Origin of the sequence: Mycobacterium canetti CIPT 140010059, from assembly GCF_000253375.1 — a bacterium.
GTDB classification, from domain to species: domain Bacteria; phylum Actinomycetota; class Actinomycetes; order Mycobacteriales; family Mycobacteriaceae; genus Mycobacterium; species Mycobacterium tuberculosis.
Genome location: NC_015848.1, coordinates 2,882,975 through 2,909,157 on the forward strand (window position 1 = coordinate 2,882,975; position 26,183 = coordinate 2,909,157).

Here is a 26,183-nt window from a genome sequence, read left to right on the forward strand (position 1 = left end):
TCCTAGTCCTTGATCCTCGCCAGTACCTGTTCGACTTTCACCTGATCGCCAACGGACACCAACACCTGTACCCGTCCCGAAACCGGCGCCTCCAGCGAGTGCTCCATCTTCATCGCTTCCACCACCACCACCACATCACCCGCAGAGATCTGGGAGCCGGACTCGACCTGCACGGCGATCACGCTGCCAGGCATAGGGCTGACGACCTCCGCCGGCCGCGCACCCACGGCGCGGTGAATCTTGTGCTCCTCGGCCTCGCGCAGGTGCCAAGTCCCGCGCTCGTCGGCGATCCACAGGTGCCGGTCAGCCTCTGCCCACCGATAATCCCGGCGCAGCCCGCTTATCGTCACGCTCATCTGTTCTCGGGTGACCTGCACGCTCGCACAATCGATCTCACCATCGCCAACCTGAACCTGCGCCGACTCGGGTGGCCCCCACACCGAAACGGTCTCGCTGCGCAGCGGGGTGCGCATGGCGGTGCGGACCGGTGCCATATGGCCCCCGCCGCGCCATCCGGACGGCGCGGCCCACAGGTCGCCCTGTGCGCGCCGGGCCAGGGCCCACTGGCGGTAGAGGCCGCCGGCAGCTAGCACGTCGTCAGGCGCCGGCCGCGCAGTGAAATCGGCCGATCGCTCGTCCAGTACAGCGGTGTCCAAATCCCCGACCCGCACCCGCTCGTCGGCGAGCAGAAAGCGAAGGAACTCGACATTGGTCTGCACTCCCAGCACCGCAGTCCGCGCCAGCGCCTGGTCCAGCCGATCCAGCGCTTCCTCGCGATCGGCCCCGTGCGCAATCACCTTGGTGAGCAACGGGTCGTAATCACTGCCGACCACCGTGCCGCCTAGCAGTGACGAATCCACCCGCACCCCGGGGCCGGCGGGTTCGAACACCGCCAGCACCCGGCCGCCGGTGGGCAGGAATTCCCGCGCGGGATCCTCCGCATACACCCGAGCCTCGATCGCGTGCCCACGCAGCTCGATGTCGTTTTGGGCGAAGCCCAACTTTTCGCCCGCACCCACCCGCAACTGCCACTCGACCAGGTCCAATCCAGTAATCGCCTCGGTGACCGGGTGTTCCACCTGCAGCCGGGTATTCATCTCCATGAAAAAGAACTCGTCGGGGCGCTGCGCGGAGACGATGAACTCCACCGTGCCGGCGCCGACGTAGTCCACGCAGCGGGCGGTGTTGCAGGCCGCGACCCCGATGCGCTCGCGGGTCTGCGGGTCAAGCAGTGGCGACGGCGCCTCCTCGATAACCTTCTGGTGGCGCCGCTGGAGGCTGCACTCACGCTCACCCAGATGCACCACGTTGCCGTGGGCGTCGGCAAGCACCTGCACTTCGATGTGCCTGGGCCGCAACACAAACCGCTCCAGGAATAGCGTATCGTCCCCGAACGAAGACATGGCTTCGCGCCGGGCACTCACCAGCGCCTCAGGCAGCCGCGCCGGATCTTGCACTAACCGCATCCCTTTGCCGCCGCCGCCGGCCGACGGTTTGATCAGCACCGGATAGCCCACCTCAGCGGCAGCGGTGACCAGCGCGTCGTCCGTCAGCCCGGCGCGCGCCACACCGGGCACCACCGGAACATCGAAAGCGGCGACCGCGTTCTTGGCGGCGATCTTGTCGCCCATCACCTCGATCGCGCGCGCCGGCGGACCCAGGAACACCACCCGGGCGCGTTCACACGCCGCAGCGAAATCGGCATTCTCGGCAAGAAACCCGTAGCCCGGATGGATCGCCTGGGCTCCGGTGCGCGCCGCAGCATCGAGCACCTTGCCGATATCGAGGTAGCTTTCGCGTGCTGGGGCGGGCCCCAGCCGCACCGCAGCGTCCGCCTCCAAGACGTGGCGGGCATCGACGTCGGGGTCGCTGTAGACCGCGACCGACCGGATGCCTAGCCGGCGCAGCGTCCGAATCACCCGAACCGCGATCTCACCGCGGTTGGCCACTAGTACGGTGTCAAACATCGCCTCACATCCGGAAGACGCCGTAGCCAACCTGATCCAGCGGAGCGTGGGCACACAACGAAAGGGCAAGCCCAACAACCGTTCTGGTGTCCGCAGGGTCTATGATACCGTCATCCCACAGCCGGGCAGTTGAATAGTAGGGGTTACCCTGGTCTTCGTACTGCGCTCGGATGGGCGCCTTGAACGCTTCCTCCTCGTCGGGTGACCAGGGTGTGCCGGCCGCGGACAGCTGCTCGCCGCGCACGGTCGCCAACACGGACGCGGCCTGCTCACCGCCCATCACCGAGATCCGCGCGTTCGGCCACATCCACAGGAACCGGGGCGAGTACGCGCGTCCGCACATCGAATAGTTACCCGCACCATAGGATCCGCCGATCACCACGGTCAACTTGGGCACCCGCGCGCAGGCCACCGCGGTGACCATCTTGGCGCCATGCTTGGCGATTCCGCCGGCCTCGTAGTCGCGGCCGACCATGAAGCCGGCGATGTTCTGCAGGAACAGCAGCGGAATCTTGCGTTTGTCGCACAGCTCGATGAAATGCGCTCCCTTGAGCGCGGATTCGCTGAACAACACGCCGTTGTTGGCGACGATCCCGACCGGGTGGCCGTGGACGCGTGCAAACGCAGTCACCAGAGTCTTGCCGTATTTAGCCTTGAACTCGCTGAATTCGCTGCCGTCAACAATCCGCACGACGACCTCATGAACGTCGTAAGGGACCCGGGGATCCGGGGGCACCACATCGTAGAGCTCGGCCTGCGGGTACTTGGGCTCGACCGAACGGCGCACATCCCATTGGGCGGGTTCGCACGGGCCGAAGGTGTCCGCGATCGCGCGCACGATCCGCAGCGCGTCCTCGTCGTCGTCAGCCAGATGGTCGGTGACACCGGACGTGCGCGAGTGCAAGTCGCCACCGCCAAGTTCCTCGGCCGAGACGATCTCGCCGGTGGCCGCCTTCACCAGTGGCGGACCGCCGAGGAAGATCGTGCCCTGCTCACGGACGATGACGGCCTCGTCACTCATCGCCGGCACATAAGCGCCACCCGCCGTGCAGGAGCCGAGAACCGCCGCCACCTGCGGAATGCCCTTGGCGCTCATCGTCGCCTGGTTGTAGAAGATCCGCCCGAAATGCTCGCGGTCGGGAAACACCTCGTCTTGGCGGGGCAGGAAGGCGCCGCCGGAGTCGACCAGATAGATGCACGGCAGCATATTCTGCAGCGCGACCTCCTGGGCGCGCAGGTGCTTCTTGACCGTCATCGGGTAGTAGGTACCGCCCTTGACCGTCGCGTCGTTGGCGACGATCACGCACTGGCGTCCGGATACCCGGCCGATCCCGGTGATGATTCCCGCGCCCGGGGATTCGTCGCCGTACATGCCGCCAGCGGCCAGCGGAGCCAGCTCGAGGAAAGGGCTGCCCGGGTCGAGCAGGCGGTCCACCCGTTCGCGGGGCAACAGCTTGCCGCGGCTGACGTGGCGTTTCCGGGCGCGTTCGTTGCCGCCCAGGGCGGCGGCGGCGAGCTTATTGTTCAATTCCGCCACCAGCCGGCGGTGCTCGTCGGCGAACGAGGGGGCTATTGCTATCGACGGGGTGGTCACTGGGTCGCCAGGTCCCGAAGCACAAGGGGCGGTTGAGTCTTCGCGACTACCTCGTCGACCGACACGCCAGGAGCGGTCTGGACCAGGTGCAGGCCGTCAGCGCAGACATCGATGACCGCGAGTTCAGTGACAATGCGGTCGACGCAGCCCACACCGGTCAACGGCAATGTGCACCGCTCTAGGATCTTGGGGCTACCGTCCTTGGCGGTGTGCTCCATCATCACGATCACCTTGCGAGCGCCGTGTACCAGATCCATCGCGCCGCCCATGCCCTTGACCATCTTGCCGGGGATCATCCAGTTGGCTAGGTCACCGGTGACCGAAACCTGCATCGCGCCAAGCACTGCGACATCAAGGTGGCCGCCGCGGATGATTCCGAACGAAGTCGACGAGCTGAAGAATGCGGCACCCGGCAGCGTGGTGACCGTCTCCTTGCCCGCGTTGATCAAATCGGCATCCACGTCCTCCCGCCGCGGGTAGGGGCCGACGCCGAGGATGCCGTTCTCCGAGTGCAGGACGACATGGACGCCGTCGGGAATGTGGTTGGGAATCAGGGTGGGCATGCCGATGCCAAGGTTGACATACTGACCGTCTTCGAACTCCGCGGCCACCCGTGCGGCCATCTCGTCTCGGCTCCAGCCCGGGGCGCTCATTGCCGCACCGTCTCCCTCTCGATCTTCTTGGCGGGGTTGGGCACATGAACCACCCGGTGCACAAACACGCCCGGGGTGTGTACGGTGGCAGGGTCGATCTCACCCGGCTCGACCAAGTGCTCGACCTCGGCGATCGTGATCCTGCCTGCGGATGCGCACTCCGGGTTGAAGTTGGCCGCGGCGTGGCGGTACATCAGGTTGCCGTGCCGGTCCCCCTGCCAGGCATGCACCAGTGCGAAGTCGGTCCGGATCCCCCGCTCGAGGACATAGGTGACACCATCGAACTCCCGAGTCTCCTTGGCCGGCGACACCACCGCCACCCCGCCCGAGGCGTCGTAGCGCCACGGCAACCCGCCGTCGGCGACCTGGGTACCGACCCCTGCCGGTGTATAGAAGGCCGGTATGCCCATCCCTCCGGCCCGCAACCGCTCGGCCAGCGTGCCCTGCGGGGTCAGTTCCACCTCGAGCTCGCCCGCGAGGAACTGGCGGGCGAACTCCTTGTTCTCCCCCACGTAGGAGGAGACTGTCCGGCGAATTCGCTTGTGTTGCAACAATAGTCCCAGACCAACACCGTCGATTCCGCAGTTGTTCGAGACTGTTTCCAGGTCGGTGACACCGCTATCCACCAACGCTGCGATCAGTGCTTCGGGGATGCCGCAAAGCCCGAATCCACCAACCGCAAGCGACGACCCGTTGGCTATGTCTGCGACCGCCTCCGCGGCGGTGGCCACCACCTTGTCCATACCGCAGAGCCTCCTAGCATTTCAGTTAATTATCATTAACTGAGGTGAGAATACCATTGCCCCCACGGTGCGTCTAGGGATCTCACTGTTGGCCGCGGAGGTATTCGAGCGCCTGTTGTCGCATCTCCACTTTGCGTACTTTGCCGGTGACGGTCATCGGGAACTCGTCGACGATCCACAGGTACCGCGGGATCTTGAATCGCGCGATGCGGCCCATGCAGTACTCGCGCAGCCGCTCGATGGTCAGTTCCGGCGCGTCGTTTCTCAGCTTGACCACCGCCATGAGCTCTTCGCCGTATTTGGCGTCGGGCACCCCGATGACGTGACCGTCGACAATATCGGGATGCGTGTGGAGGAGTTCCTCGATCTCCCGCGGCGAGATGTTCTCGCCGCCCCGGACGACGAGGTCTTTGATCCGGCCGGCGATCCGCACGTACCCGGACGGGTCCATCTCAGCCAGATCTCCGGTGTGCATCCAGCCGTCGGCGTCGATCACCTCCGCAGTCTTCTGCGGGTCATTCCAGTACCCGGCCATCACCGAATAGCCTCGCGTGCAGAACTCGCCGACCACCCCGCGCGGGACCGTCTCGCCCGTGGCCGGATCCACCACCTTGATCTCAAGGTGTGGACCCACCCGACCGACCGTGCCGACCCGTCGATCCACCGAGTCGTCGGCGCGCGTCTGCGTGGAAACCGGTGACGTTTCGGTCATTCCATAGCAGATCGAGACCCCGGGCATATGCATGCGTGAGATCACCTTGCGCATCACCTCGACCGGGCACGCGGCGCCGGCCATAATCCCGGTGCGCAGACTGCCCAGTTCGTAGTCGGTGAAGTCCGGCAGGCCCAGCTCGGCGATGAACATCGTCGGCACGCCGTACAAGCTGGTGCATCGCTCGTCCTGCACCGCGCGCAGCGTGGCCGCAGGGTCAAAGCCCGGCGCCGGGATCACCATGGCCGCCCCGTGACTGGTGGCCGCCAGATTTCCCATTACCATGCCGAAGCAGTGGTAGAAGGGCACCGGGATGCAAATCCGATCTTGTGCGGTGTACCCGAGCAGCTCGCCCACCAGGTAGCCGTTGTTGAGGATATTGCGGTGGCTTAGCGTGACACCCTTCGGGTATGCCGTTGTGCCGGAGGTGTATTGGATGTTTACCGGATCACTGCCGTCTAGCCTCGCCGCGGTCTGCTGCAGCGCAGGCAGATCGGGCTCGGCACCCGCCAGCGCGTCCCAGCGATCGCTTTCCAGCAAAATCACGTCGGCCAGATCGGGGCATCGCGGCCCAACCTCGGCCAGCATCGCGGCATAGTCCGCATCCTTGAAACTCGCTACGGCAATCACCATCGCGACACCGGACTGCCTAAGCGCATACTCCACTTCGCGGACCCGATAGGCGGGGTTTATGGTCACTAGGATCGCGCCGATCTCAGCGGTCGCGTACTGGACGAGCACCCACTCCCACCGGTTCGGTGCCCAGATGCCGACCCGATCGCCCGGGCCGATCCCCGCCCGCACCAGCCCCGTCGCCAGCCGGTGCACGTCAGTCAGCAGTTCGCTGTAATTGAACCGTCGCCGGGCCACCATGTCCACGAGTGCTTCCCGATGTCCGTACCTGGCAGCGGTCGCTGCGAGGTTGGCGCCGATGGTCGACTCGAGCAATGATGGCGCACTCGGACCGCGATCATAGGAAAGCCGATTGGGGTCTACGACTTCCGCGGCTGCCACGGTTCCTCCGCCTGGTGCCTACCGCATGTCTGACTCGCGTTAACATCGAATAGCTCGTGCTACGTTAGTGACGATTAACCGAAGTGTCCAGCATGAGTCGTGTACGGAGACCGTCGTGACAGCGTCCGCCCCGGACGGTCGGCCCGGCCAGCCCGAGGCCACAAATCGTCGCAGTCAGCTGAAGTCCGACCGACGATTCCAACTCTTGGCAGCCGCCGAACGATTGTTTGCCGAACGAGGATTCCTGGCGGTGCGACTGGAGGACATCGGCGCCGCCGCGGGCGTCAGCGGTCCGGCCATCTACCGACACTTCCCCAACAAAGAGTCGCTGCTGGTGGAATTGCTGGTCGGCGTCAGTGCGCGACTTCTTGCCGGCGCACGCGATGTGACGACCCGCAGCGCTAACTTGGCCGCGGCACTGGATGGCCTCATCGAGTTTCACCTTGACTTCGCACTCGGCGAAGCAGACCTCATCCGGATCCAGGACCGGGACCTAGCGCACCTGCCGGCCGTCGCTGAGCGGCAGGTGCGTAAGGCCCAGCGACAGTACGTGGAGGTCTGGGTCGGGGTGCTGCGCGAGCTGAACCCAGGCCTGGCCGAAGCCGACGCCCGGCTGATGGCCCACGCCGTGTTCGGACTGCTGAACTCCACCCCGCATAGCATGAAAGCGGCCGACAGCAAGCCGGCACGGACGGTGCGTGCACGCGCCGTCCTACGGGCGATGACGGTCGCCGCGCTATCGGCCGCGGATCGTTGTCTATAGCTCGCCAGGCTGCGATGTCGCCGGGTACATCAGCGCACCCGCACCCAGCGCGGGTACCCTGCATGCCATGAGGTGGACATGAACGATCCACGTCGCCCCCAGCGGTTTGGTCCCCCTCTATCCGGGTACGGGCCGACCGGACCGCAGGTTCCCCCCAATCCGCCGACCGCCGACCCGGCTTACGCCGACCAGTCGCCGTATGCATCCACGTACGGCGGTTACGTTTCCCCGCCGTGGTCTCCAGGAGGGCCCCCGCCAAGGCCTCCCCAGTGGCCCCCAGGCCCCCACGAGGCCAGTCCGACCCAACAGCTGCCGCAGTACTGGCAATACGACCAGCCCCCACCGGGCGGATTTCCCCCCGACGGGCTGACTCCCCCGCCACCGCAAGGGCCGAGAACGCCGCGCTGGTTGTGGTTCGCCGCCGGCTCAGCCGTGCTGCTCGTCGTCGCGTTGGTCATCGCACTGGTTATCGCCAACGGCTCGGTCAAAAAGCAAACCGCGATCGAGCCGTTACCCCCCATGCCCGGGCCTAGCCCGACACGTCCGACCACGACCACACCGACCCCACCCTCACCCAGCGCCGCACCGGCACCGACAACTACGACCGGTACGCCCAGTGAGACGGTCGCCGGCGCGATGCAAACCGTTGTCTACGACGTCACGGGGGAAGGCCGGGCAATCAGCATCACGTACATGGATAGCGGCAACGTCATACAGACCGAGTTCAACGTCGCCCTGCCGTGGCGGAAAGAGGTCAGCCTGTCAAAGTCGTCCTTGCATCCCGCTAGCGTCACGATCGTCAACATCGGCCACAACGTCACCTGCTCGGTCACCGTGGCCGGGGTTCAGGTACGCCAGCGCACCGGGGCGGGGTTGACCATCTGCGACGCTCCCAGCTAGGAGGATTGCGCCGTCGTCAGCGCACCGCCGTGCCGCGACACCTGTACCCGCAGCATGAGCAGCAGGCCGGTTGTCAACACGAGGCACACGCCGCCGAGCCCAGCACGGACCGTGTGGAACACGTCGACGAAGACCGAAAACAACCACGGCCCCAGAAACGACACCGCCCGGCCGGTCATCGTGTAGAGCCCAAAGGCCACACCCTCCTTGCCGTGCTGCGCCATATGCAGCAGCAGAGCGCGTGCCGACGACTGCGCCGGCCCGATGAACACACACAACAGCAGCCCGCACGCCCAGAACGCCGTTGGGCCCGACAACGTCAGCAACGTGAGCGCCGCGGCGATGATGGCGGCCAGTGATCCGACGATGACCGGTTTGGACCCGATCCGGTGGTCGACGAACCCACCCAGCACGGCCCCCACCGCAGCCACCACGCTTGCGGCCGCACCAAAGATCAGGACATCGGCCTGGGTGAGCCCGTATGCGTTGACGCCAAGTACCGCGCCGAAGGCGAAAATGGCCGCCAGCCCGTCGCGGAATATCGCGCTGGCCACCAGGAAGTAGACCAAGTTGCGGTCGCGCCGCCACTCCGCGCTGATCTCCGTCCACAGCTTGCGGTAGCCGCCCAGCAGGCCGGTCGAAGGATGAGACGCCGCACCGGAATCGGGTAGTCGGTGCGCGACCAACAACAATGGCAGGCCCAGCAACGCCAGCCAGGCCGCCGCCACCAGCATCGCCATTCGCACGTTGAGTCCGTTCGCGACGGGTAGCTGCAGCAGGCCGCGCTGCGAACCGCTACCCGACATGAAACCCAGATAGATCACCAGCAAGAGCGCGACGCTGCCGACATAGCCCGACGCCCAACCGAAGCCGGAGATCCGGCCCGCCGTGCTGGGTGTGGACAGTTGGCGCAGCATCGCGTTGTACGGAACGCTGGACAAATCGCTGGACGCCGCGGTGGCCGCAAGCAAAACCAGCCCGGCCCACAGGTAGCGGGGGTCGTCGCGGATCAGGAACATTGCGCAGGTCAGCGCGACCGCGGTGCCGGTCAGCACAGACAGTGCCACCCGACGGCGGTGCGGAGACTCCACCCACACGCCGACGACGGGCGCCAGCACCCCGATGGTCAACCCGGCGACCGCCCCCGCACGACCCAACCAACTCGCCGGTGAGGTGCCGCCCGGCAGACCCTGACCCACGGCACTGGTCAGGTAGACGGAGAACACAAAGGTTGTCACGATCGCGTTCAGACCGGTGGAACCGCAATCCCACATGGCCCACGCCACCACCCGAAAGTGCAGGAGGGTGCCCGCGCGCGACCCCGGGTTATTCATGTCCGGCACTTTATTGCTTTTGGCAGCGACCCGCTGCGCCCGGCTACGCCGCGCTCGCGATCGCTACGTGTCTACGATTGGCGCATGCCGATACCCGCGCCCAGCCCCGACGCACGTGCCGTTGTCACCGGGGCTTCGCAGAACATCGGCGCGGCGCTGGCCACCGAACTGGCCGCACGCGGGCACCACCTGATCGTCACCGCACGACGCGAGGACGTGTTGACCGAGTTGGCTGCCCGGCTGGCCGACAAGTACCGCGTCACGGTCGACGTGCGACCGGCCGATCTGGCCGATCCGCAAGAACGATCGAAACTGGCCGACGAGCTGGCTGCCCGGCCCATCTCGATCCTGTGCGCCAACGCGGGTACCGCGACATTCGGCCCGATCGCATCGCTCGATCTTGCCGGCGAAAAGACGCAGGTGCAGTTGAATGCCGTGGCGGTGCACGACCTTACGTTGGCGGTGTTGCCGGGCATGATCGAGCGCAAGGCCGGCGGCATATTGATTTCTGGTTCGGCGGCCGGCAATTCACCGATTCCCTACAACGCCACCTATGCCGCGACCAAGGCCTTCGTGAACACCTTCAGCGAATCTCTGCGCGGTGAGCTACGCGGCTCCGGCGTGCACGTCACGGTGCTGGCCCCGGGCCCGGTTCGCACCGAGCTACCGGATGCCTCCGAAGCGTCACTGGTCGAGAAGCTGGTGCCGGACTTCCTCTGGATCTCGACGGAGCACACCGCCCGGGTATCGCTGAATGCCTTGGAGCGCAATAAGATGCGCGTCGTTCCGGGTCTGACGTCAAAGGCGATGTCGGTGGCCAGCCAATACGCTCCGCGCGCCATCGTGGCGCCAATCGTGGGTGCCTTTTACAAAAGGCTTGGGGGCAGCTAGGCATCACTTCCGGCGGCGGCGCCCGGTGCCGAAGATGCTGCGGGTGATCTCGCGTGCGGTGGTGTTGAGGACGCTCTTGACGGTCGGATTCTTGAGTATCTCCTCCCACACCGCGGGGCCCTGCGGCTCCACCGGAGCGGGCATCGGCGGAACTTCAAAATCGTCCGGCCAGGGCAGCGGATCGTACTGCCCCCTTGGGGCTGGGGCCTCCTGGGCCGGGGCCTCTTGCGCCGGCGCGAGTTTGGCGCTCAGTATCTCGTGGGCTGACGGGCGGTCGATGGTCTGGCCATATACGGCCTGCAACGAGCTTGCCTGGGCCGCGGCGCCAATCGCTTCGGCTCCGATCGCGGCCATCAGCGACCGTGGCGCTCGCATCCTGGTCCAGGCGACCGGCGTCGGTGCGCCCTTCTCCGATAGCACGGTGACGACGGCCTCGCCGGTGCCCAGCGACGTCAGCGCGGACTCCAAGTCGTAGACATCGGTTTTCGGGTAGGTGCGCACGGTCTTGCGCAGCGCCTTGTGGTCGTCGGGGGTAAACGCGCGCAGCGCGTGCTGAATTCGGGCTCCCAGCTGGGAGAGGACATCGTTGGGTAGATCCGTGGGCAGCTGGGTGCAGAAGAACACCCCAACACCCTTGGAACGGATCAGCTTCACGGTCTGCTCGACCTGCTCGAGAAAGGCCTTCGAGGCATCGGTGAACAACAGGTGCGCCTCGTCGAAAAAGAACACCAGTCTGGGCTTGTCCAGGTCACCCACCTCGGGCAGGAAGGTAAACAGGTCCGCCAGCACCCACATCAGAAAAGTGGAGAACATCGCCGGGCGCAACGCCTGGCTCCCGAACTCCAGCAACGAGATGATGCCCCGACCCTGGCTGTCGACGCGCAGCAGGTCCTCGGGCCTCAGTTCGGGCTCACCGAAGAATGTGTCGGCACCTTCGGCTTCCAGGTTGACCAAAGCCCGCAGGATGACCCCGGCCGTCGTGGGCGACACCGCCCCAAGGGATTTCAGCTCTGCCTTGCCCTCATCACTGGTCAGATGGGTAATGACCGCCCGCAGATCCTTCAGGTCCAGCAGCGGAAGTCCTCGTTGGTCGGCCCAGTGAAAGATCAGGCCCAGTGTAGATTCCTGGGTAGCGTTGAGCCCCAACACCTTTGCCAGCAGAATCGGGCCGAAGCTGGAGATGGTCGCACGCACCGGAACCCCAACGCCACTGGCACCCAGCGACAGGAACTCCACCGGGAAGGCCGTCGGCACCCAGTCGTCACCGGTGTCTTTCGCACGGGCGGCCGTCTTGTCGGCGGCCTCCCCCGGGCGGGCCAGACCGGACAAATCGCCCTTCACGTCGGCCATCAGCACTGCCACCCCCGCCGCACTGAGCTGTTCGGCGATCAGCTGCAGCGTCTTGGTCTTGCCGGTTCCGGTGGCCCCGGCGACCAGACCGTGCCGGTTGACGGTGGCCAGCGGAATGCGAATCTGCGCGCTCGGGTCGGGTTCGCCGTCGACGACGACGGTGCCCAACTGCAGGGCCTGGCCTTCGACGGTGTAACCCGCCGCGATCCGCTGCGCGGGCCCGCCAGGTCCACCGGCCGCCGATTCGGTGCCCATAGCTGGATCACACTACTTGCCCGGGGGAGACAGCCGCGACGGCTCGCATGCGCCTACGCTGAGCGCTGTGCAAGACGAACTGGTGTGGATCGACTGCGAGATGACCGGGCTCGATCTGGGTTCGGACAAGCTGATCGAGATAGCCGCCCTGGTCACCGATGCCGATCTGAACATTCTCGGCGACGGGGTGGACGTGGTGATGCACGCCGACGACGCCGCGCTGTCGGGCATGATCGACGTGGTCGCCGAGATGCACTCGCGGTCGGGGCTGATCGACGAGGTGAAGGCATCCACGGTCGACCTAGCGACCGCCGAGGCCATGGTGCTCGACTACATCAACGAGCACGTCAAGCAGCCCAAGACCGCCCCACTGGCCGGCAACTCGATCGCCACCGACCGCGCGTTCATCGCCCGCGACATGCCCACGCTGGACTCGTTTCTGCACTACCGAATGATCGACGTCAGCTCGATCAAGGAACTGTGCCGGCGCTGGTATCCGCGGATCTACTTCGGCCAGCCGCCCAAGGGGCTGACGCACCGGGCGCTGGCCGACATCCACGAATCCATCCGCGAACTGCGGTTCTACCGCCGCACCGCGTTCGTGCCCCAGCCCGGCCCTTCTACCAGCGAAATCGCGGCCGTCGTCGCCGAGCTTTCCGACGGGGCGGGCGCGCAGGAAGAAACAGATTCGGCCGAGGCGCCCCAGAGCGGTTAATATCGACGTCGCCGCTCATTAGCCCCCGCGGGGGCGGCCGGCGGCCATGGTGAGTGTAGTTCAGTTGGTAGAGCACCAGGTTGTGATCCTGGGTGTCGCGGGTTCGAGTCCCGTCACTCACCCCAACAGGGCGGCAGGGTGTTTATGGCCCTGGGCCCTTTGCTGTCCCCGCCGAGGGCTTGCACCTGCAACCTTCGTGTCTATGATCTGGTCCCGTGGCGAATTCGACCACTCGCCGCGACTGCACCTGGCCGCCCGCTCCAACACCCGCCGGTCAAACTGCCATCGCACAGCATGTTCCCCGTCGCCAGGGCCTTGGCAGGTGTCGGTTTGCCCGGTCTATTTGCCTGCCGCGCAACTATCGCACCTCCGGCGTGGCTTGTTCGGACTCACTCGGTGTTTCGTGCCATGGTTGATGTGCAGGACGTTTGAGACCCCAACCAGCTAGACCAGGATGAGCGCTTCTGCGTCAGCCGACAAGGTCGTATGCGAGTGCTGCGAGCTCTGTGTTCCTAAACAGCTCGCGTCAGCGATTCGCAACCCATACGGACTCGTCCGTGGGTGGCGCTGTCGCATCTGTAACGAGCACCAAGGCCAGCCGGTCAAGATGGCGCAAGACCACGAAGAGGAGGTCCGCATCCGTTGGGGCGAGACGGTGGACGAACTCCACGCTGCGCTGGACCGCGCCGATGACTACAAGGCAAAGATGCTGGCTGCGTTTAGGTCTCACGATGCCGTGTTAAGAGAGTTCGAAAAGCTCGGCCGCTATCATCAGTCAACCGGGCACGGCTGCCTCTGCGGCAAACGAAACTGTGCAACGCTGTCCATCATCGATAGCAACCAGATATATGGCCACATTGACCGAATGAATCGCCGCGACGAGCTTGGCTAAGCCACAACAGAGAGAAACAAGGTGGACGACATCGCAGCATTCAAGCTCGACAGCCTGCCGGACATAACCTTCACGGTCACGCGGGCCATAAGTTCGGGTGGGGAAAATCCGGCGGGGTTTCTCAATTTCGCGGCGCGCCGAGAGCAACCGGAGATCCTGGGTGGTGGAGGCCGTCCTGGACCGGTGGGCCCGGAAGCGGTCGATACTCCACGTATTCGCGGCGGGAAGGTGCCGTTGTTCGTGTAAGCGTCCCGCAGCGTGGTGGGTTTAGGGGTTGTTGCGGAGTGGCTCCGATGAGGTAGGGGCCGTCGGCGAGATCGTCGGTGTGTACCGCCAAGCACGCACCGAAGGAGATCCCGCCGATGGCCTTGCCACAGTCTGCCCTGTCCGAGTTGCTCGACGCGTTCCGCACTGGTGATGGCGTCGACTTGATCCGTGATGCCGTCCGTCTGGTGTTGCAGGAACTCATCGAGCTCGAAGCCACTGAACGGATCGGCGCTGCCCGTTATGAACGCAGCGACACTCGGGTGACCGATCGCAACGGTGCCCGATCGCGGGTGCTGTCCACGCAGGCCGGTGACGTGGAACTGCGAATCCCTAAGCTGCGCAAGGGCTCTTTCTTCCCGGCGATCCTCGAGCCGCGCCGGCGGATCGATCAGGCCTTGTACGCGGTGGTGATGGAGGCCTACGTGCACGGTATCTCTACCCGTGCGGTCGACGACCTGGTCGAGGCGATGGGTGTGGAGACCGGCATCTCCAAATCCGAGGTGTCGCGGATCTGTGCCGGACTCGACGAGATCGTCGGCGCGTTCCGCACCCGCACGCTCGGGCACATCGAGTTCCCCTACGTCTACCTCGACGCCACCTATCTCAACGTGCGCAACGGTACTGGCCAGGTGGTGTCGATGGCCGTCATCGTTGCCAGCGGCATCGCCGCCGACGGGTCACGCGAGATCCTCGGCCTCGACGTCGGCGACAGCGAGGATGAGACCTTCTGGCGCGGGTTCCTGACCTCGCTCAAGGGGCGCGGCCTCGGTGGTGTCCGGCTGGTGATCAGTGACCAGCACGCCGGGCTGGTGAAGGCGTTGAAGCGCTGTTTCCAGGGCGCTGGGCATCAGCGCTGTCGGGTGCACTTCGCGCGCAATCTGCTCGCCCACGTGCCCAAGGACAAGGCCGACATGGTCGCCAGCATGTTTCGAATGATTTTCTCGGCACCCGACGCCGAGGCGGTGCACGCGACCTGGGAGGAGGTCCGTGATCGCCTCGCCGCGTCGTTTCCCAAGATCGGCCCGCTGATGGACGACGCCAGGGCAGAAGTATTGGCGTTCACCGCATTTCCCAAGGCGCACTGGCAAAAGATCTGGTCGACCAATCCATTGGAGCGCATCAATAAGGAGATCAAGCGACGCTCCCGCGTCGTGGGGATCTTCTGTCAAGGGACATGGGGAACTGCCCAGTGGCGGTCATGAGAACTGCCCGCTGGCGGCCACGAGATCTGCCTGCTGGCGGCCACCAGACGTGGCTGGGGGTTAGGTCAAGGCGTTCACCCCCTTGCCGGCCATGGCTTGGGTAAGTCGGATGCTGTCGCCACTGGTCTGGCAGACGTGGGCGTGGTGCAGGAGCCGGTCGACGGTGGCGGTGGCCAGTGTCTTGGGCATCAACTCGTCGAATCCTGCCGGGTGAAGATTGCTTGATAGTGCGATGGAGCGTTTCTCGTAAGCGGCGTCGACAAGCCGGTAGAGCCCTTCGGCGGCGTCGGTGCCGACCGGCAGCAGGCCGATGTCATCAACCGCGACCAGATCGGCACGCAGGATACGGCTGATGGCTTTGGTGACGGTGTCGTCGGCGCGGTGCCGGCGCACCAGGGCGCCGAGTTGTTCGAGGCTAAACCACGCGACGTGGAGCCCGGTTTCGACGGCTTGTTGGCCGAGGGCTTCGAGCAGGAACGTCTTGCCGGTGCCCGACGGCCCGCAGACCACCAGGTTTTCGCGTCGGTGGATCCATTCCAGGGTGCGCAACGCGGCCTGGGTGGGTGCGGGGATGGACGACAGTGCGGGGTCCCACGCGGCGAAGGTCTTACCGGTGGGAAAACCGGCCCGCGTGCGGCGGATGGCCAGCGCGGAGCGGTCTCGCCCGTTGACCTCTTCGGTCAGAAGCGCTTTGAGCACCTCGGCAGGGTCCCAGCGTTGCGCCTTGGCGGTGGCCAGCAGCTCGGGTGCGGCGTTGCGGATGTAAGGCAGCCGCATCCGCTTGAGCAGCCGCATCAGCTCGTCGTCTAGCGGTGGTGGTGGCGGTGTTGTTGTGCTCATGGCTGGCTCCGGTCCCCGTCGAGCAGCGCGGCGATGCGCTGCGCGATGTGGGTGGCCAACCCTGCGGTCTTGTCGACGCCGCGGTAGCTGCTGAAGAACCGGTCGAAGTCGGCGTGGGTGTGCTCGTCAGCGTCGGCGAGCCAGCTGGCGAGCTCGCCGATCAGCCACGCCCACTGGAACAGTTCTGCGGCGGCCACGCCGACCAGTTGGTCGGGATCGTCGGCGCCGCAGGTGTTGAGCAGGATCGATGTGGTCTTAAAGGAGATGTCGAGGTAGGCCATCGTTAGTTGGCCTCCTGCTCACCGAGCTTCGCCCAGCCACCGGTGCCTTGGGCCAGGCTGTTGTACTCGCCCGCGTGGGCGGGCTGCGAGGCGCTGTGGTGGTCGGGGTCGCCGGCCTGATGGGCCACGATGGCGGCCAGATCGCCGTGGCCGAACCGGCCCGCGGTCGCGGCTTGGCCCAAGGCGCGGTCCACGCTGCCCCGATCGTGCAGTGCGGCCAAATCGACCGCCCCGGCCATCTTGGCCCGAATCCGCGAGCATCCCGCGGCGGCGGCCTCGGTCAACCACAATGCTGCCCCGTCACCGAGAGCCAAAAACTGCGCCTCAGCAACAGTTTTCGCGCGTGGTGTTCGGCCCAGCGGCCCCTTGGGCCGGGGTGGGAAATGCGCGTCATCCACCCGCGGGTTACCCGGCGTGGTGCGCTGGTGGCGGGCGACTTCGACTGGGCCGGCATGGCCGAGGTGCACGACCACTACCTGCTGGTCGTGGGCCCGCACCCACACCGTCTGCCCGCACAAGGTGTGCGGCACCGAATACGACCCGTGCTCAAAGGTGATCATCGCGGTGTTGGGCGGCACCGTGCGGGTCACCCCGAACGCCGCGGTGTAGGGATGGGCGGGTAACGGGTGTAACCGGGCGCGTTCCTCGGCCAGCATCTCCGCCGGGATGCGCCGCGTGACCCGATGCGGGCGATTGTTGACCTGCTGGCAAAACGTCGCGCACGCCGCTTGCAGCTCGGCGAAACTGTGGTATTCCGGTAGCAGGTTGGCCTCACAGGGCACCAGATCGGCCTTGGCGATCTTGACCGCGTTTTCCGAGCCGCCCTTGCTGGCCGGATCGGCCGGCACGCAGGTGGCGATCGTGAGCCCGTAATGGCGGGCGAAGTCCAGCATCTTGGCGTTGCGCACCGGTATCCCCGCGACATGCTCGCTGGTCACGGTCTTCTCGTTATCGGTCAACGCGTAGGTGGGCACCCCACCGAAGACGCGTAGCGTTGTATCGATCGCGGCCATCACCGATGGCAGTGTCTTATCCAAAAGCGCCAGCACCACCCTAAACCGGCACCACGCCAGCCACGCGCAAAACAATTGCGTGCCAACACCTCTCACGCGCGGGCCATCCCCGAAGTCGTACTGAAACCACATCCCCGGCTCGGTGATCCACGGACGGTGCACCCGCCGTCGCCCCGCCCGATACGCTGCCTTGACCTCGGCGACCGCCCGCCGTGTCGTACGCTGCGAACCCGCATACCCCAACGCGACCAGCTTCTCGTGGGCGACATCGCCGCGGACCTTGCCCCGCGAGCGGTCGACCCACTCCTCGAGCTTGTCCAGATACGGATCCACCAGCATCTCCCGCCGCGCCGCGCGCCCGGGCGTCAACTCGCCCCGCTCCCGCGCGGCCACATACTCGGCGACCGTGTGATGCGAGCACCCCGCCAGTTCCGCCGCATCACGCAACGAACCGGTCAAATCGTAGGCTTCCAGAATTTCCATGATCTCCTCGGCAGACTTCACTTCACCCCTCCTCGGGAGCTGAACAACGGTTGGCACCGTTCAGCGCACCCGAGGAGGGGCCCCCGCACCTCGCAGGCACGCGGGACGAACAAATCAACTGGGCAGATCTCGTGACCGCCAGCGGGCAGTTTTCATGACCGCCAGCGGGCACTTATATGGCCATCACTGGGCAGTCTGACGTGGCCGCCGACAATCTTCCCGAATCCTGCAGCCGTGATCCGCCTTGTGGGCGCCGTCCTGGCCGACATGCACGACGAATGGCAGGCCAGCGAGCGCCGCTACCTCTCCGAGGCCTCTATGGCGTTGCTCTACCCCGATAGCGATAATGCTGTGGTCGCCGCAATCAGCGGCGGCCAGTAGGCACCGACGAACTCAACGTCGAAGCCCACCACTCCGCGGGACTCTGCCCCGTTCGTCTTCCGGACGCTACCGGGTTACACCTTCTACGCCAGCCAAATCGAGCCGAGAGTGGGCGACCCGGAAGGGCCGACACTCCTGGCTGGATTCGGCAATATCCCTGAGACTTCGCAGCGGTCGCCGGGATGGATCCGCATCACCTGCAAGGGGCCAGACGACGATGAGGAGCTGGAATCCTTTGGATTCGCCGGGCCAGAGTCCTAACCAGGCGATGAACGAAGGATCGGCGACGGCTACGAACCTGGGTAGGCAAGAATGGCGCACCGAAGCGTCACTCGACGTCGGCCGGCCGGAGAACGCACCACGAAACGAAACACTGTGAGGACCAAGATTCTCCGATCTTCGGGTAGCACCCGAGAGCATGTCGTTAGGCCTGTCGGCATAGGCTCCGGCAAGGTCCTCCAGCCGGGTGATGGGCGTCGCAGAGTACAGACGTGGCTGCAGTCCGCAGGCTGAAGCGGATGAAGTGACAGCCCAGCGGCGCGGCCAGAAGCTCTCAGAAAGTCCATCCCTGCGCCTCGATAAAGCCCATCAGGGTCAGCCAGGGCACGCCAAGAGCGTCGCAGACATCGGGGATGCGCGGCTTTTCGATGTGGCCGGTCGCAGTCTCCTGCGTAACCACCGTGCCGTTGTTCACCATCGCGAGCGCGATGACGAACGGGTCGGCGGCGCTTCGCCTGCCACCCTGCCGGACCATGTTCGGGTGCAACCGCAAGATGTGCCGCGCCGCCTGCTGGATCTGTTCATCCAGAGGACAGAACAAGCCAGTTTGCCCGTCCGCCCACCGCTTCGCGTCATCATCACGCCTGGCGAGTTCGCGCTGAACCTCATCGACCGACCTGATCTGACCGGCGCTGATCGCATCCTCAACCCGGCCCCACAGACTGCGAAACACCGCTGGCCGAAACAGATCACGCCGTCCGTTCAGGATGGCGCTGGTATCGAAGGAATAGAGCACAGCGGTTAGACCACGCTCCGCAGTTCGGCTGACTCAGCCAACTTCGGAATCTGGCTGACCTTGGCGTCGAGGTAGATCGCAGCGGTGTTGCTGTCGATGACGCGGCGGCGGTGGGCGTCGGTCACCGCCCGCACGTAGCCCTTACCGAGGTCTCGGACGGTATTGCGGTACCAGTTGCCGCCCCCAGCCGATCGAGCCCGTTCGGCCTCGTCCTCGTGAGCCGCGATGAACTCGGCGCGGCGCTGTCGGTAGACCTCGACCGGCACGATTCCAAGCGTGCTTAGCCGCCGCAGGAACGCCTCGGCACTCACGCCAAAATGCGCCGCGACCGGCCGCAGCGATTCGTAATCCCACGAAGACGGAGTCTCGCTGCGAACGATGACCTCCGGCCGCGCTCGCACCACGTCGGCAGGCATCAGCACAGCGGCGGCGATCGCGTTGCATCGAGCCTCCAGCGATCGGTCCTGGGTGCTCGGATGAGCATCGGCGATCACGTCGCACAAGCCCTCGGTGTGCAGCACCACGTGCGCGAACTCATGCAGTAGCGAGAACAGGCGCGGGCGGGGGTGGTCGCTTCCGTTGAGCACGATCACCGGCAATTCGTCGAAATACAGACACATGCCGCGCATCTCGCCGATAGCGACCTTGCCGCCACGGGTCGCGAGCACTAGAACGCCGGACGTTTCGATGGCCGACACCCAGGCGTTCAGATGCTCGTAAGGGTCAACCGAGGCCACGGGGATGGGCAACGGGCTGACCTCGATTAAGGCCTTGCGGATGCGCCCGGCGATATCCGCGTCGGCCTCGTCACCGGACAGGGGTAAACGCCAGGCGACTGGTGTCTCCCGGTCCTCGGTGTCGGCTAGTTCTAACGCGAAGTCGCGTTGCGTGTGTGCGCGACGGAACTCCTCGTGCAGCCCCGGCGTCCATTGACCCGACGCGGCACCGTCCAATCGTCGGAAGTCGCGTAAGGTGTCAAACCCCTCGGGTGGCTCGGACAAGAAGAACACGGCCAGCGAGCGCTTGTAGACCTCGGCCGCCTTGCGCAGCTGCGCGATGGTTGGCACAACCTCGCCCACCTCCCAGGCCGCGACGCGGTCATCGGGCAGGCCGAGCTTGCGAGCCGCGGCTGCCTCGGTCAGGCCACACGACTCGCGAGCCCAACGGAGCACCGAGCTCTCCACCGAAGCGGGAATCGACCGCATGGCAATGATGATGCACCACCCCACCCACATTGGATGGCCGATACCCATGCTTGGTTCCCGATTTGTCGATTAACCGCTCCCCCGCAACCTGGCGAGACGGTGCTCGCCGCGTTCGGCGTCTGGGACGGTGTGCCGTGAGACCGGCTGCGGTGTAACGCCTTAGGAAACTAGTGAGCAGGGTGCAACGGGACGGCCGCCCACTCGTCCTGTCCAGCCCAACGGACGTATAGCTGATTTGGAAGGGGATGGCCCCAAGCCGCTATCAATACCATGTTGAGCCCCTCTCCGGGGCGAATCACCGTCTTCTTCGGGACATTTCGAGTGATCGCATCGATTCGCGAGAGGTCAATCTCGACATCTTCTGCGATATCGTCGCCGATGTTGCGCAACACAAAGCGGATTTTGTCTGGGTTCTCGACACGCCACCGGACGTTAGGTGCCTTACCGGACCTGCCGACCGCCGGTCCCACCGCCCACGAGTACGCGAACTTGGCAGTCCCGGTATGCGGCCGACCGGGCTTTCGCTCCCAGGTCTCCGCAAACCTGCGCACCGCTGCCGCATCCCACACCGCGCCTGCACGCAAATCTGCCAACGGAGCGGGAAACCCTGCTGTCGACCTCAATTGGTGCACCCTCTGACGCGAAACCCCCAACTCATCCGCGATCTCAGCCGCAGACATCAACTCGGGCGTTGTAAACGCCTCAGCGCGCAGACGATGCTCTGGCTCGCTAATGATCTGCACAGCAATGGGACTCTCGGCTTGAACTACCGGCATAACCTCGCCAGCCATCTTGGCGAGCGCGTCGAACACACTCCAATCACCGGGCGCATAGACCGTGACGTCAATGCCGTGTCCTGGGACCCGAGATACCAGTGCGTCGAAGCCCTCGAGCTGCGTCTCCCAGGCGTCCATGGTCTCCATCGAAGGGTCAGCATCAAACGTGAAGGTGACGACCCAGTCGGCTGTCACTGTGCGCCTTCCTTCCTGTGCTGTGCCCGCCGTTCCTTCTTGCTCGGCGGTGGCCACGTCAGGCCCGCTTTCTTCAACGCGCCCAATAGGTCTCGCATCCGGCGGTACTCGTTGCTAGGTGTTGCCGGAAACCGAGCAATATAGACGCCCTGGGGGTTGTAGAAGCGGGTGTAGCCGCTGGCGTCATCCTCAACCGTCCGTTGTTGCGATTGCGCCCACTTCGCGATCTTGACGATTGCGCTGTTCACAGCGTCTCCCCAACACTTGCGATGTGTCAAGAGTAATGGCAACGCGACATCGTAAAGGTTTTAGTGCGACTCATTCGAATATTTGAGCGATGTAGCCAGTGAGTGGGCGCTCCGATGATCACGGCTTCGCGCGAGCTCGCCCCGGCTGGCCTCATGATCGCCGACCGACCGGGATTCACCCGGTCTCAGTGGTTCTCCCAGTCGCGAAGGAACACCCGAGTGTCGTCATGGTCCTCGCGGTTGGGCACTGCGGCCATCGGATGTCATCGTCGTACAACGAACCATGCGGTCGTTGCAGGGCGTGTATCAGGCGCTGTTGGTTGTCTGGCGTTCCCCGCGGCGCGCTTACGCCTTGGCGTTACCGGCGCGCCACTGGTCCCACGGAATGTTCCAATCGCCGAGCCCGTCGATCCCCGGCAGGGTGCCACCCACGGTATTGACCACCTCGACGATGTCGCCGCGCTTGACATGGTCGTAGAACCACTGCGCGTTGCTCGGGCTGACGTTCAGGCAGCCATGGCTGGTGTTGGTGTGGCCCTGAGCCCCCACCGACCACGGCGCTGAGTGCACGAAGACACCGCTGTAGGAGATCTGGGTGGCCCAGTCGACATCGGTGCGATATCCGTTGGGCGAGTTGACGGGTACGCCGTAGGTGGACGAGTCCATGATGATGTGCTTGTACCGCGAGCCGACGATGTATATGCCGTTGGCCGTCGGGGTGCTGTCCTTGCCCATCGACGTCGGCATGGACTTGACGACCTCGCCATTCACCCGCACGGTCAGTATCTTGGTGTTGTCGTCGGCGGTCGCGATCACCTCGTCGCCGATGGTGAAGCGAGTCTGCACGTTGTCCTCGCCGAACATTCCCTCGCCCAAGTCGACGCCGTAGGTGTTGACCGCCACATCAACGGCCGTACCTGGCTTCCAGAAATGCTCTGGGCGCCAACGCACTTCACGGTTATTCAGCCAGTAGAACGCGCCCTCCACGGGCGGGTTGGTGGTGATCTTGATGGCCTTCTCGGCCGCGACCCGGTCCGCGATGTTCTCGTCGAATCGGATCGCCACCGGCTCGCCGACACCCACGACCTCCCCATCACCGGGCATGACGTAGGGCATGGTCAGGTGCGCGGGGGAACTGGTCTGGAAGGTCAGCTGGCGGGTCGCCGCGCCACCCAGTCCAAGCGCCGTCGCGTTCAGCGTGTAGCGCCTGTTGTAGCCGAGCTGCTCGGTGGTCGACCAGCGCAGTCCGTCGGGGCTGAGTCGACCGGCCACCGGCCTGCCGTTGTCGTTGACCATGGTGACGGCCGCCAGCACACCGTCGGCGGCGGTCACCGACACCGGTGCATCCACGGTGACACCGACCGCGCCGTCGGTCACCGACGCGGTGAGCTTCGGAACCAGCAGATCGGCGAACGGCGTGCCCTTGTCCGCGATGACCTTGATCGGTGCGGGTCCGCGGCCGCTGCCGCATGCGACGGCACCGATCATCACGGCGGTCATCATCAGCGCGGTTAACCAGGCTCTCCGAACCCTGGTCCTACCCGCCTGAGCTGCAATCCCCACCTTTGGCATGCCTTCCCTCACCTCCCCCACTGCGTCGTGACCGAGCTAGACTCGGCTGTAGTCTAGGTCCTGACTGGCCGCCACGCTGCGATGCTGATACCAAGTTCAGTGTGAGATTTCACGCGAGAGCGCAAGGCCTGTTAATGTGCCTTGGCTAGGTGATCGAGGCGCCGTTAGCTCAGTTGGTAGAGCAGCTGACTCTTAATCAGCGGGTCCGGGGTTCGAAACCCTGACGGCGCACCAAGTCCAACTGCTGGTGCGTCAGCGATTCCTGACCCGGCGGACCACCACAACCACGACGAGGGCGCCAACCCCGGCCAGCGACACCGTCACCGAGGGGCGTGTGACGAACGCGATCACCCGCGCCTTCACGTCGTCTGCGAGGCGGCGAGGATTGGCCCGCTCAGCAAGGGAATCGACGGTTGCCGCCAGCTGGTCGCGGGCGAGGTCGATCTCGTGCTTGATGGTGTCGGGATCACGGTCCGCCACGTGTCAGTCCTCTCAGTCGCCCGCTACCGGCTGATACACCTGCCGGCACTACCCTAGAGCAGTGACCAATACCTCGCGGCTGGCGCTTGGCGACAAAGCCCCTGCCTTCACCCTGCCCGATGCCGACGGCAACAACGTGTCGCTGGCCGACTACCGAGGACGCCGCGTCATCGTGTACTTCTACCCGGCGGCCTCGACACCGGGATGCACCAAGCAGGCTTGTGATTTTCGCGACAATCTGGGCGATTTCACCACTGCCGGCCTCAACGTCGTCGGTATCTCCCCCGACAAGCCGGAGAAGCTCGCTACGTTCCGCGATGCCCAGGGCCTGACGTTTCCGCTGCTGTCTGATCCCGACCGCGAGGTGTTGACGGCCTGGGGTGCCTACGGGGAGAAGCAGATGTATGGCAAGACGGTGCGGGGGGTGATCCGGTCCACCTTCGTCGTCGATGAAGACGGAAAGATCGTCGTCGCGCAGTACAACGTCAAGGCCACCGGCCACGTCGCTAAGCTTCGGCGCGACCTGTCGGTATAGCCGCCAGCTTGGCCAGCAGCAGCGCTTCGGCGGTCGCCGCGCGTTCCAGCACACCCAGATGCAGGCTTTCATTGACACTGTGCGCCTGCGTTCCGGGGTCTTCTACCCCGGTGACAAGGATGGTCGCCTGCGGGAACGCGGCGGCGAACTCGGCGATGAACGGGATCGACCCGCCCATTCCCATATCGATCGGATCGGCACCCCACGCCTGCCGAAACGCCGACCGCGCCGCATCATAGACAGGGCCGCTCGCCTCGATGGCGTAGGGCTGTCCGACCTCGCCGCGCGTGACAGTGACCTGGGCGCCCCAGGGGGCGTGCCGCCGCAGATGGGCCTCCACCGCGTCCAGGTGCGCCGTGGCATCGCCTCCAGGCGCCACCCGAATACTGATCTTGGCCCGGGCCCGCGGGATCAGCGTATTGGACGCTGCCGCAACGGATGTGGTGTCGATGCCGATTACGGTGATCGCCGGCTTCGCCCAGAGCCGCTGCGGCACCGAGCCCGTGCCGATTTCCGATACTCCGTCCAGTAGACCCGACTCAGCGCGTACCCGTCCAGCCGGGTAATCCACACGCGCCGCGGTGCTTTCGTGCATGCCCGCCACGGCCACGTTGCCGTCGTCGTCGTGCAGGCTGGCCAACAGCCGCACTAGCACGGTCAGCGCGTCGGGAACGACGCCGCCCCACAACCCGGAGTGCAGCCCGTGGTCGAGGGTGGCGACCTCGACGACGCAGTCGGCCATTCCGCGTAGCGACACCGTCAAAGCCGGGATGTCGGTGCTCCAATTGTCCGAGTCGGCGATGACGATCACGTCGGCTGCCAGCGCGTCACGGTGGGCGGCGAGCAACCGGCCCAGTGACGGCGACCCGGATTCTTCTTCACCCTCGACAAAGACCGTGACGCCCACCGGCGGTCTGCCGCCGTGTGCCCAGAATGCGGCCACATGCGTGGCGATACCTGCCTTGTCATCGGCGGTGCCCCGCCCGTAGAGCCGCCCGCCACGCTCGGTCGGCTCGAACGGCGGCGACACCCATTGCCCGCGGTCACCCTCGGGCTGGACGTCGTGGTGGGCATAGAGCAGCACCGTCGGCGCCCCCGGCGGCGCCGGGTACCGCGCGATCACCGCCGGCGCACCGCGCTCGCTGACAATCCGCACGTCGTCAAAACCGGCCTGCGACAACAGGTCTGCCACCGCACGCGCGCTGCGGTGAACCTCGTCGCGCCGATCTGGGTCGGCCCACACCGATTCGATGCGGACCAGCTCCTCGAGATCACACCGCACCGACGGCAACACCTCACGGACGCGCTCAACCAGCTCGCGAGCAGACGCAGAGTCGCATGAAAATCCGGATTTCGATGCGATTCTGCGTCTGCTCGCGCTCACGGGGCCTCCAGGATGGCGACCGCGGCCGCGGTATCCCCTTCGTGGGTCAGCGACACATGGATCGTCACGTCGGCCAAATACTCAGCGATGGCCCCGGTCAGCCTGACCCGCGGCCTGCCCCACATATCGGTGACCACCTCGATATCGCGGTGGATGTCCTCCGGCAACACCGGCCGCTGCGCGAACCGCGATCCGGACCAGGCCTTGATCACCGCCTCCTTGGCGGCCCAGCGAGCCGCCAGGTGCCGAGCCGCCGACGAACTCTTGTCCGAGGCGTCCCGGCGCTCACCCGGGGTGAAGGTCTCGGCGAACACCGTTCCGGGCTGGTCGACCTGCTCGGCGAAATCGGGAATGGAGACCAGGTCGATCCCCACACCGACGATGCCCATGGGCGGCCACGTTAATCGATGGCCCAGTCCGGCGACGATGCGGTCCGCGTTGGGGGCACCTCCCGCTTGCGGGGGACGGACCGAGGAGATGCCGGGCAATCAGGCCAAGGAGCACGGCGAGCGTGTATCCATGG

Annotated in this window: 24 protein-coding genes, 2 tRNA genes and 4 pseudogenes; 12 read left to right on the plus strand and 18 right to left on the minus strand. The window is 65.5% G+C overall.

Features of this window, described 5'->3' with window-relative positions:
* Positions 1–2: 2 nt before the first annotated feature.
* The 5 genes from MCAN_RS13340 to MCAN_RS13360 all read right to left on the minus strand — a co-directional run bounded on the left by MCAN_RS13340 (position 3) and on the right by MCAN_RS13360 (position 6,683).
* Positions 3–1,967 (minus strand): acetyl/propionyl/methylcrotonyl-CoA carboxylase subunit alpha, encoded by a 1,965-nt coding sequence (locus tag MCAN_RS13340; RefSeq protein WP_003899356.1) that lies wholly within the window; start codon positions 1,965–1,967, stop codon positions 3–5.
* A 4-nt stretch (positions 1,968–1,971) separates the two neighbouring features.
* Positions 1,972–3,561: an acetyl-/propionyl-CoA carboxylase subunit beta gene (locus tag MCAN_RS13345; RefSeq protein WP_003412778.1), complete on the minus strand. Its 1,590-nt coding sequence runs from the start codon at positions 3,559–3,561 to the stop codon at positions 1,972–1,974.
* On the minus strand, positions 3,558–4,214 hold the full coding sequence (locus MCAN_RS13350; protein ID WP_003412782.1) for a succinyl-CoA--3-ketoacid CoA transferase subunit B: 657 nt from the start codon (positions 4,212–4,214) through the stop codon (positions 3,558–3,560). Before MCAN_RS13350 ends, MCAN_RS13345 begins: the two co-directional genes overlap by 4 nt.
* A complete protein-coding gene (locus tag MCAN_RS13355; protein ID WP_003412786.1) occupies positions 4,211–4,957 on the minus strand; it encodes a succinyl-CoA--3-ketoacid CoA transferase subunit A in 747 nt (248 codons plus the stop codon). The genes MCAN_RS13350 and MCAN_RS13355 overlap by 4 nt, the downstream gene beginning before the upstream one ends.
* An 82-nt stretch (positions 4,958–5,039) precedes the next feature.
* On the minus strand, positions 5,040–6,683 hold the full coding sequence (locus tag MCAN_RS13360) for an AMP-binding protein (RefSeq protein WP_003899357.1): 1,644 nt from the start codon (positions 6,681–6,683) through the stop codon (positions 5,040–5,042).
* Positions 6,684–6,798: 115 nt separating this feature from the next.
* Here MCAN_RS13360 and MCAN_RS13365 point away from each other — a divergent pair, with 115 nt between their 5' ends.
* A complete protein-coding gene (locus tag MCAN_RS13365) occupies positions 6,799–7,446 on the plus strand; it encodes an SACE_7040 family transcriptional regulator (RefSeq protein ID WP_003412790.1) in 648 nt (215 codons plus the stop codon).
* A 78-nt stretch (positions 7,447–7,524) separates the two neighbouring features.
* Entirely contained in the window at positions 7,525–8,346 is an 822-nt protein-coding gene (locus MCAN_RS13370; RefSeq protein ID WP_003412795.1) for an MmpS family transport accessory protein, read from the plus strand.
* Here MCAN_RS13370 and MCAN_RS13375 read toward each other — a convergent pair.
* Complete coding sequence (locus tag MCAN_RS13375; RefSeq protein WP_003412798.1) at positions 8,343–9,680, minus strand: MFS transporter; 1,338 nt, start codon at positions 9,678–9,680, stop codon at positions 8,343–8,345. The two genes, MCAN_RS13370 and MCAN_RS13375, sit on opposite strands and share 4 nt — an antisense overlap.
* 84 nt (positions 9,681–9,764) lie before the next feature.
* On the opposite strand from MCAN_RS13375, the gene cmrA reads away from it, so the two are divergent.
* A complete protein-coding gene (gene cmrA, locus MCAN_RS13380; protein WP_003412799.1) occupies positions 9,765–10,571 on the plus strand; it encodes a mycolate reductase in 807 nt (268 codons plus the stop codon).
* Between the two features lie 3 nt (positions 10,572–10,574).
* Here the strand turns inward: cmrA and MCAN_RS13385 are convergent, their stop codons facing one another.
* Positions 10,575–12,176 (minus strand): helicase HerA-like domain-containing protein, encoded by a 1,602-nt coding sequence (locus tag MCAN_RS13385; protein WP_014001303.1) that lies wholly within the window; start codon positions 12,174–12,176, stop codon positions 10,575–10,577.
* Between the two features lie 67 nt (positions 12,177–12,243).
* Here MCAN_RS13385 and orn point away from each other — a divergent pair, with 67 nt between their 5' ends.
* From orn to MCAN_RS13410, 5 genes and pseudogenes are all read left to right on the plus strand, one after another.
* Complete coding sequence (orn, locus tag MCAN_RS13390) at positions 12,244–12,891, plus strand: oligoribonuclease (RefSeq protein WP_003899361.1); 648 nt, start codon at positions 12,244–12,246, stop codon at positions 12,889–12,891.
* Positions 12,892–12,940: 49 nt separating this feature from the next.
* Positions 12,941–13,016: transfer RNA gene (locus MCAN_RS13395), tRNA-His, on the plus strand.
* Positions 13,017–13,498: 482 nt separating this feature from the next.
* A complete protein-coding gene (locus MCAN_RS23155; protein ID WP_230864479.1) occupies positions 13,499–13,783 on the plus strand; it encodes a hypothetical protein in 285 nt (94 codons plus the stop codon).
* Positions 13,784–13,804: 21 nt separating this feature from the next.
* A pseudogene (locus MCAN_RS13405) lies at positions 13,805–14,017 on the plus strand (hypothetical protein); the annotation flags it as partial.
* Between the two features lie 128 nt (positions 14,018–14,145).
* Positions 14,146–15,213, plus strand: a pseudogene (locus MCAN_RS13410) (IS256-like element IS1553 family transposase); the annotation flags it as partial.
* A gap of 99 nt (positions 15,214–15,312) precedes the next feature.
* Here MCAN_RS13410 and istB read toward each other — a convergent pair.
* The 3 genes from istB to istA are packed head-to-tail and all read right to left on the minus strand — an operon-like array spanning position 15,313 to position 17,890.
* Positions 15,313–16,092: an IS21-like element helper ATPase IstB gene (gene istB / locus MCAN_RS13415; RefSeq protein WP_014000068.1), complete on the minus strand. Its 780-nt coding sequence runs from the start codon at positions 16,090–16,092 to the stop codon at positions 15,313–15,315.
* A complete protein-coding gene (locus MCAN_RS13420) occupies positions 16,089–16,373 on the minus strand; it encodes a hypothetical protein (RefSeq protein WP_014001192.1) in 285 nt (94 codons plus the stop codon). The genes istB and MCAN_RS13420 overlap by 4 nt, the downstream gene beginning before the upstream one ends.
* A 2-nt stretch (positions 16,374–16,375) precedes the next feature.
* Positions 16,376–17,890: an IS21 family transposase gene (istA, locus tag MCAN_RS13425; RefSeq protein ID WP_014000067.1), complete on the minus strand. Its 1,515-nt coding sequence runs from the start codon at positions 17,888–17,890 to the stop codon at positions 16,376–16,378.
* A gap of 192 nt (positions 17,891–18,082) precedes the next feature.
* On the opposite strand from istA, the pseudogene MCAN_RS22480 reads away from it, so the two are divergent.
* Positions 18,083–18,250, plus strand: a pseudogene (locus MCAN_RS22480) (transposase); the annotation flags it as partial.
* Between the two features lie 42 nt (positions 18,251–18,292).
* Positions 18,293–18,511, plus strand: a pseudogene (locus MCAN_RS13430) (hypothetical protein); the annotation flags it as partial.
* A gap of 292 nt (positions 18,512–18,803) precedes the next feature.
* Here the strand turns inward: MCAN_RS13430 and MCAN_RS13435 are convergent.
* The 5 genes from MCAN_RS13435 to ldtMt2 all read right to left on the minus strand — a co-directional run bounded on the left by MCAN_RS13435 (position 18,804) and on the right by ldtMt2 (position 23,261).
* Complete coding sequence (locus tag MCAN_RS13435; protein WP_014001307.1) at positions 18,804–19,265, minus strand: DUF4411 family protein; 462 nt, start codon at positions 19,263–19,265, stop codon at positions 18,804–18,806.
* A gap of 5 nt (positions 19,266–19,270) precedes the next feature.
* Complete coding sequence (locus MCAN_RS13440) at positions 19,271–20,518, minus strand: XRE family transcriptional regulator (RefSeq protein WP_014001308.1); 1,248 nt, start codon at positions 20,516–20,518, stop codon at positions 19,271–19,273.
* 119 nt (positions 20,519–20,637) lie between these two features.
* Positions 20,638–21,441 (minus strand): helix-turn-helix transcriptional regulator, encoded by an 804-nt coding sequence (locus MCAN_RS13445; RefSeq protein WP_014001309.1) that lies wholly within the window; start codon positions 21,439–21,441, stop codon positions 20,638–20,640.
* Positions 21,438–21,689: a hypothetical protein gene (locus MCAN_RS13450; RefSeq protein WP_014001310.1), complete on the minus strand. Its 252-nt coding sequence runs from the start codon at positions 21,687–21,689 to the stop codon at positions 21,438–21,440. Before MCAN_RS13450 ends, MCAN_RS13445 begins: the two co-directional genes overlap by 4 nt.
* 345 nt (positions 21,690–22,034) lie before the next feature.
* Positions 22,035–23,261: a L,D-transpeptidase LdtMt2 gene (ldtMt2, locus tag MCAN_RS13455; RefSeq protein ID WP_014001311.1), complete on the minus strand. Its 1,227-nt coding sequence runs from the start codon at positions 23,259–23,261 to the stop codon at positions 22,035–22,037.
* A gap of 158 nt (positions 23,262–23,419) precedes the next feature.
* Between ldtMt2 and MCAN_RS13460 the strand changes: the two genes are divergently transcribed.
* A tRNA-Lys gene (locus tag MCAN_RS13460) sits at positions 23,420–23,495 on the plus strand.
* An 18-nt stretch (positions 23,496–23,513) separates the two neighbouring features.
* On the opposite strand, the gene MCAN_RS13465 is transcribed toward MCAN_RS13460, so the two are convergent.
* Positions 23,514–23,741, minus strand: a complete 228-nt coding sequence (locus tag MCAN_RS13465; protein ID WP_015288318.1) for a DUF3618 domain-containing protein — start codon at positions 23,739–23,741, stop codon at positions 23,514–23,516.
* Positions 23,742–23,802: 61 nt separating this feature from the next.
* Between MCAN_RS13465 and bcp the strand changes: the two genes are divergently transcribed.
* The gene (gene bcp, locus MCAN_RS13470; protein WP_014001312.1) at positions 23,803–24,276 is read left to right on the plus strand and encodes a thioredoxin-dependent thiol peroxidase; all 474 of its coding nucleotides are present in this window, start codon (positions 23,803–23,805) and stop codon (positions 24,274–24,276) included.
* On the opposite strand, the gene MCAN_RS13475 is transcribed toward bcp, so the two are convergent.
* Positions 24,248–25,660 carry a dipeptidase gene (locus tag MCAN_RS13475; RefSeq protein ID WP_003412946.1) on the minus strand — a complete coding sequence of 471 codons (1,413 nt, stop codon included), beginning with the start codon at positions 25,658–25,660 and terminating at the stop codon, positions 24,248–24,250. The genes bcp and MCAN_RS13475 overlap by 29 nt on opposite strands.
* Positions 25,657–26,049, minus strand: a complete 393-nt coding sequence (gene acpS / locus MCAN_RS13480; protein ID WP_003412952.1) for a holo-ACP synthase AcpS — start codon at positions 26,047–26,049, stop codon at positions 25,657–25,659. Before acpS ends, MCAN_RS13475 begins: the two co-directional genes overlap by 4 nt.
* Between the last annotated feature and the right edge of the window lie 134 nt (positions 26,050–26,183).

Coding starts and splice junctions, on each gene's coding strand:
- ldtMt2 (WP_014001311.1), bottom strand. CDS start 23,261: ATGCCAAAGGTGGGGATTGCAGCTCAGGCGGGTAGGACCAGGGTTCGG.
- MCAN_RS13385 (WP_014001303.1), bottom strand. CDS start 12,176: ATGGGCACCGAATCGGCGGCCGGTGGACCTGGCGGGCCCGCGCAGCGG.
- MCAN_RS13440 (WP_014001308.1), bottom strand. CDS start 20,518: ATGGGTATCGGCCATCCAATGTGGGTGGGGTGGTGCATCATCATTGCC.
- MCAN_RS13355 (WP_003412786.1), bottom strand. CDS start 4,957: ATGGACAAGGTGGTGGCCACCGCCGCGGAGGCGGTCGCAGACATAGCC.
- MCAN_RS13370 (WP_003412795.1), top strand. CDS start 7,525: ATGAACGATCCACGTCGCCCCCAGCGGTTTGGTCCCCCTCTATCCGGG.
- cmrA (WP_003412799.1), top strand. CDS start 9,765: ATGCCGATACCCGCGCCCAGCCCCGACGCACGTGCCGTTGTCACCGGG.
- MCAN_RS13350 (WP_003412782.1), bottom strand. CDS start 4,214: ATGAGCGCCCCGGGCTGGAGCCGAGACGAGATGGCCGCACGGGTGGCC.
- istB (WP_014000068.1), bottom strand. CDS start 16,092: ATGAGCACAACAACACCGCCACCACCACCGCTAGACGACGAGCTGATG.
- acpS (WP_003412952.1), bottom strand. CDS start 26,049: ATGGGCATCGTCGGTGTGGGGATCGACCTGGTCTCCATTCCCGATTTC.
- MCAN_RS13420 (WP_014001192.1), bottom strand. CDS start 16,373: ATGGCCTACCTCGACATCTCCTTTAAGACCACATCGATCCTGCTCAAC.
- MCAN_RS13340 (WP_003899356.1), bottom strand. CDS start 1,967: ATGTTTGACACCGTACTAGTGGCCAACCGCGGTGAGATCGCGGTTCGG.
- MCAN_RS23155 (WP_230864479.1), top strand. CDS start 13,499: ATGGCGCAAGACCACGAAGAGGAGGTCCGCATCCGTTGGGGCGAGACG.
- MCAN_RS13375 (WP_003412798.1), bottom strand. CDS start 9,680: ATGAATAACCCGGGGTCGCGCGCGGGCACCCTCCTGCACTTTCGGGTG.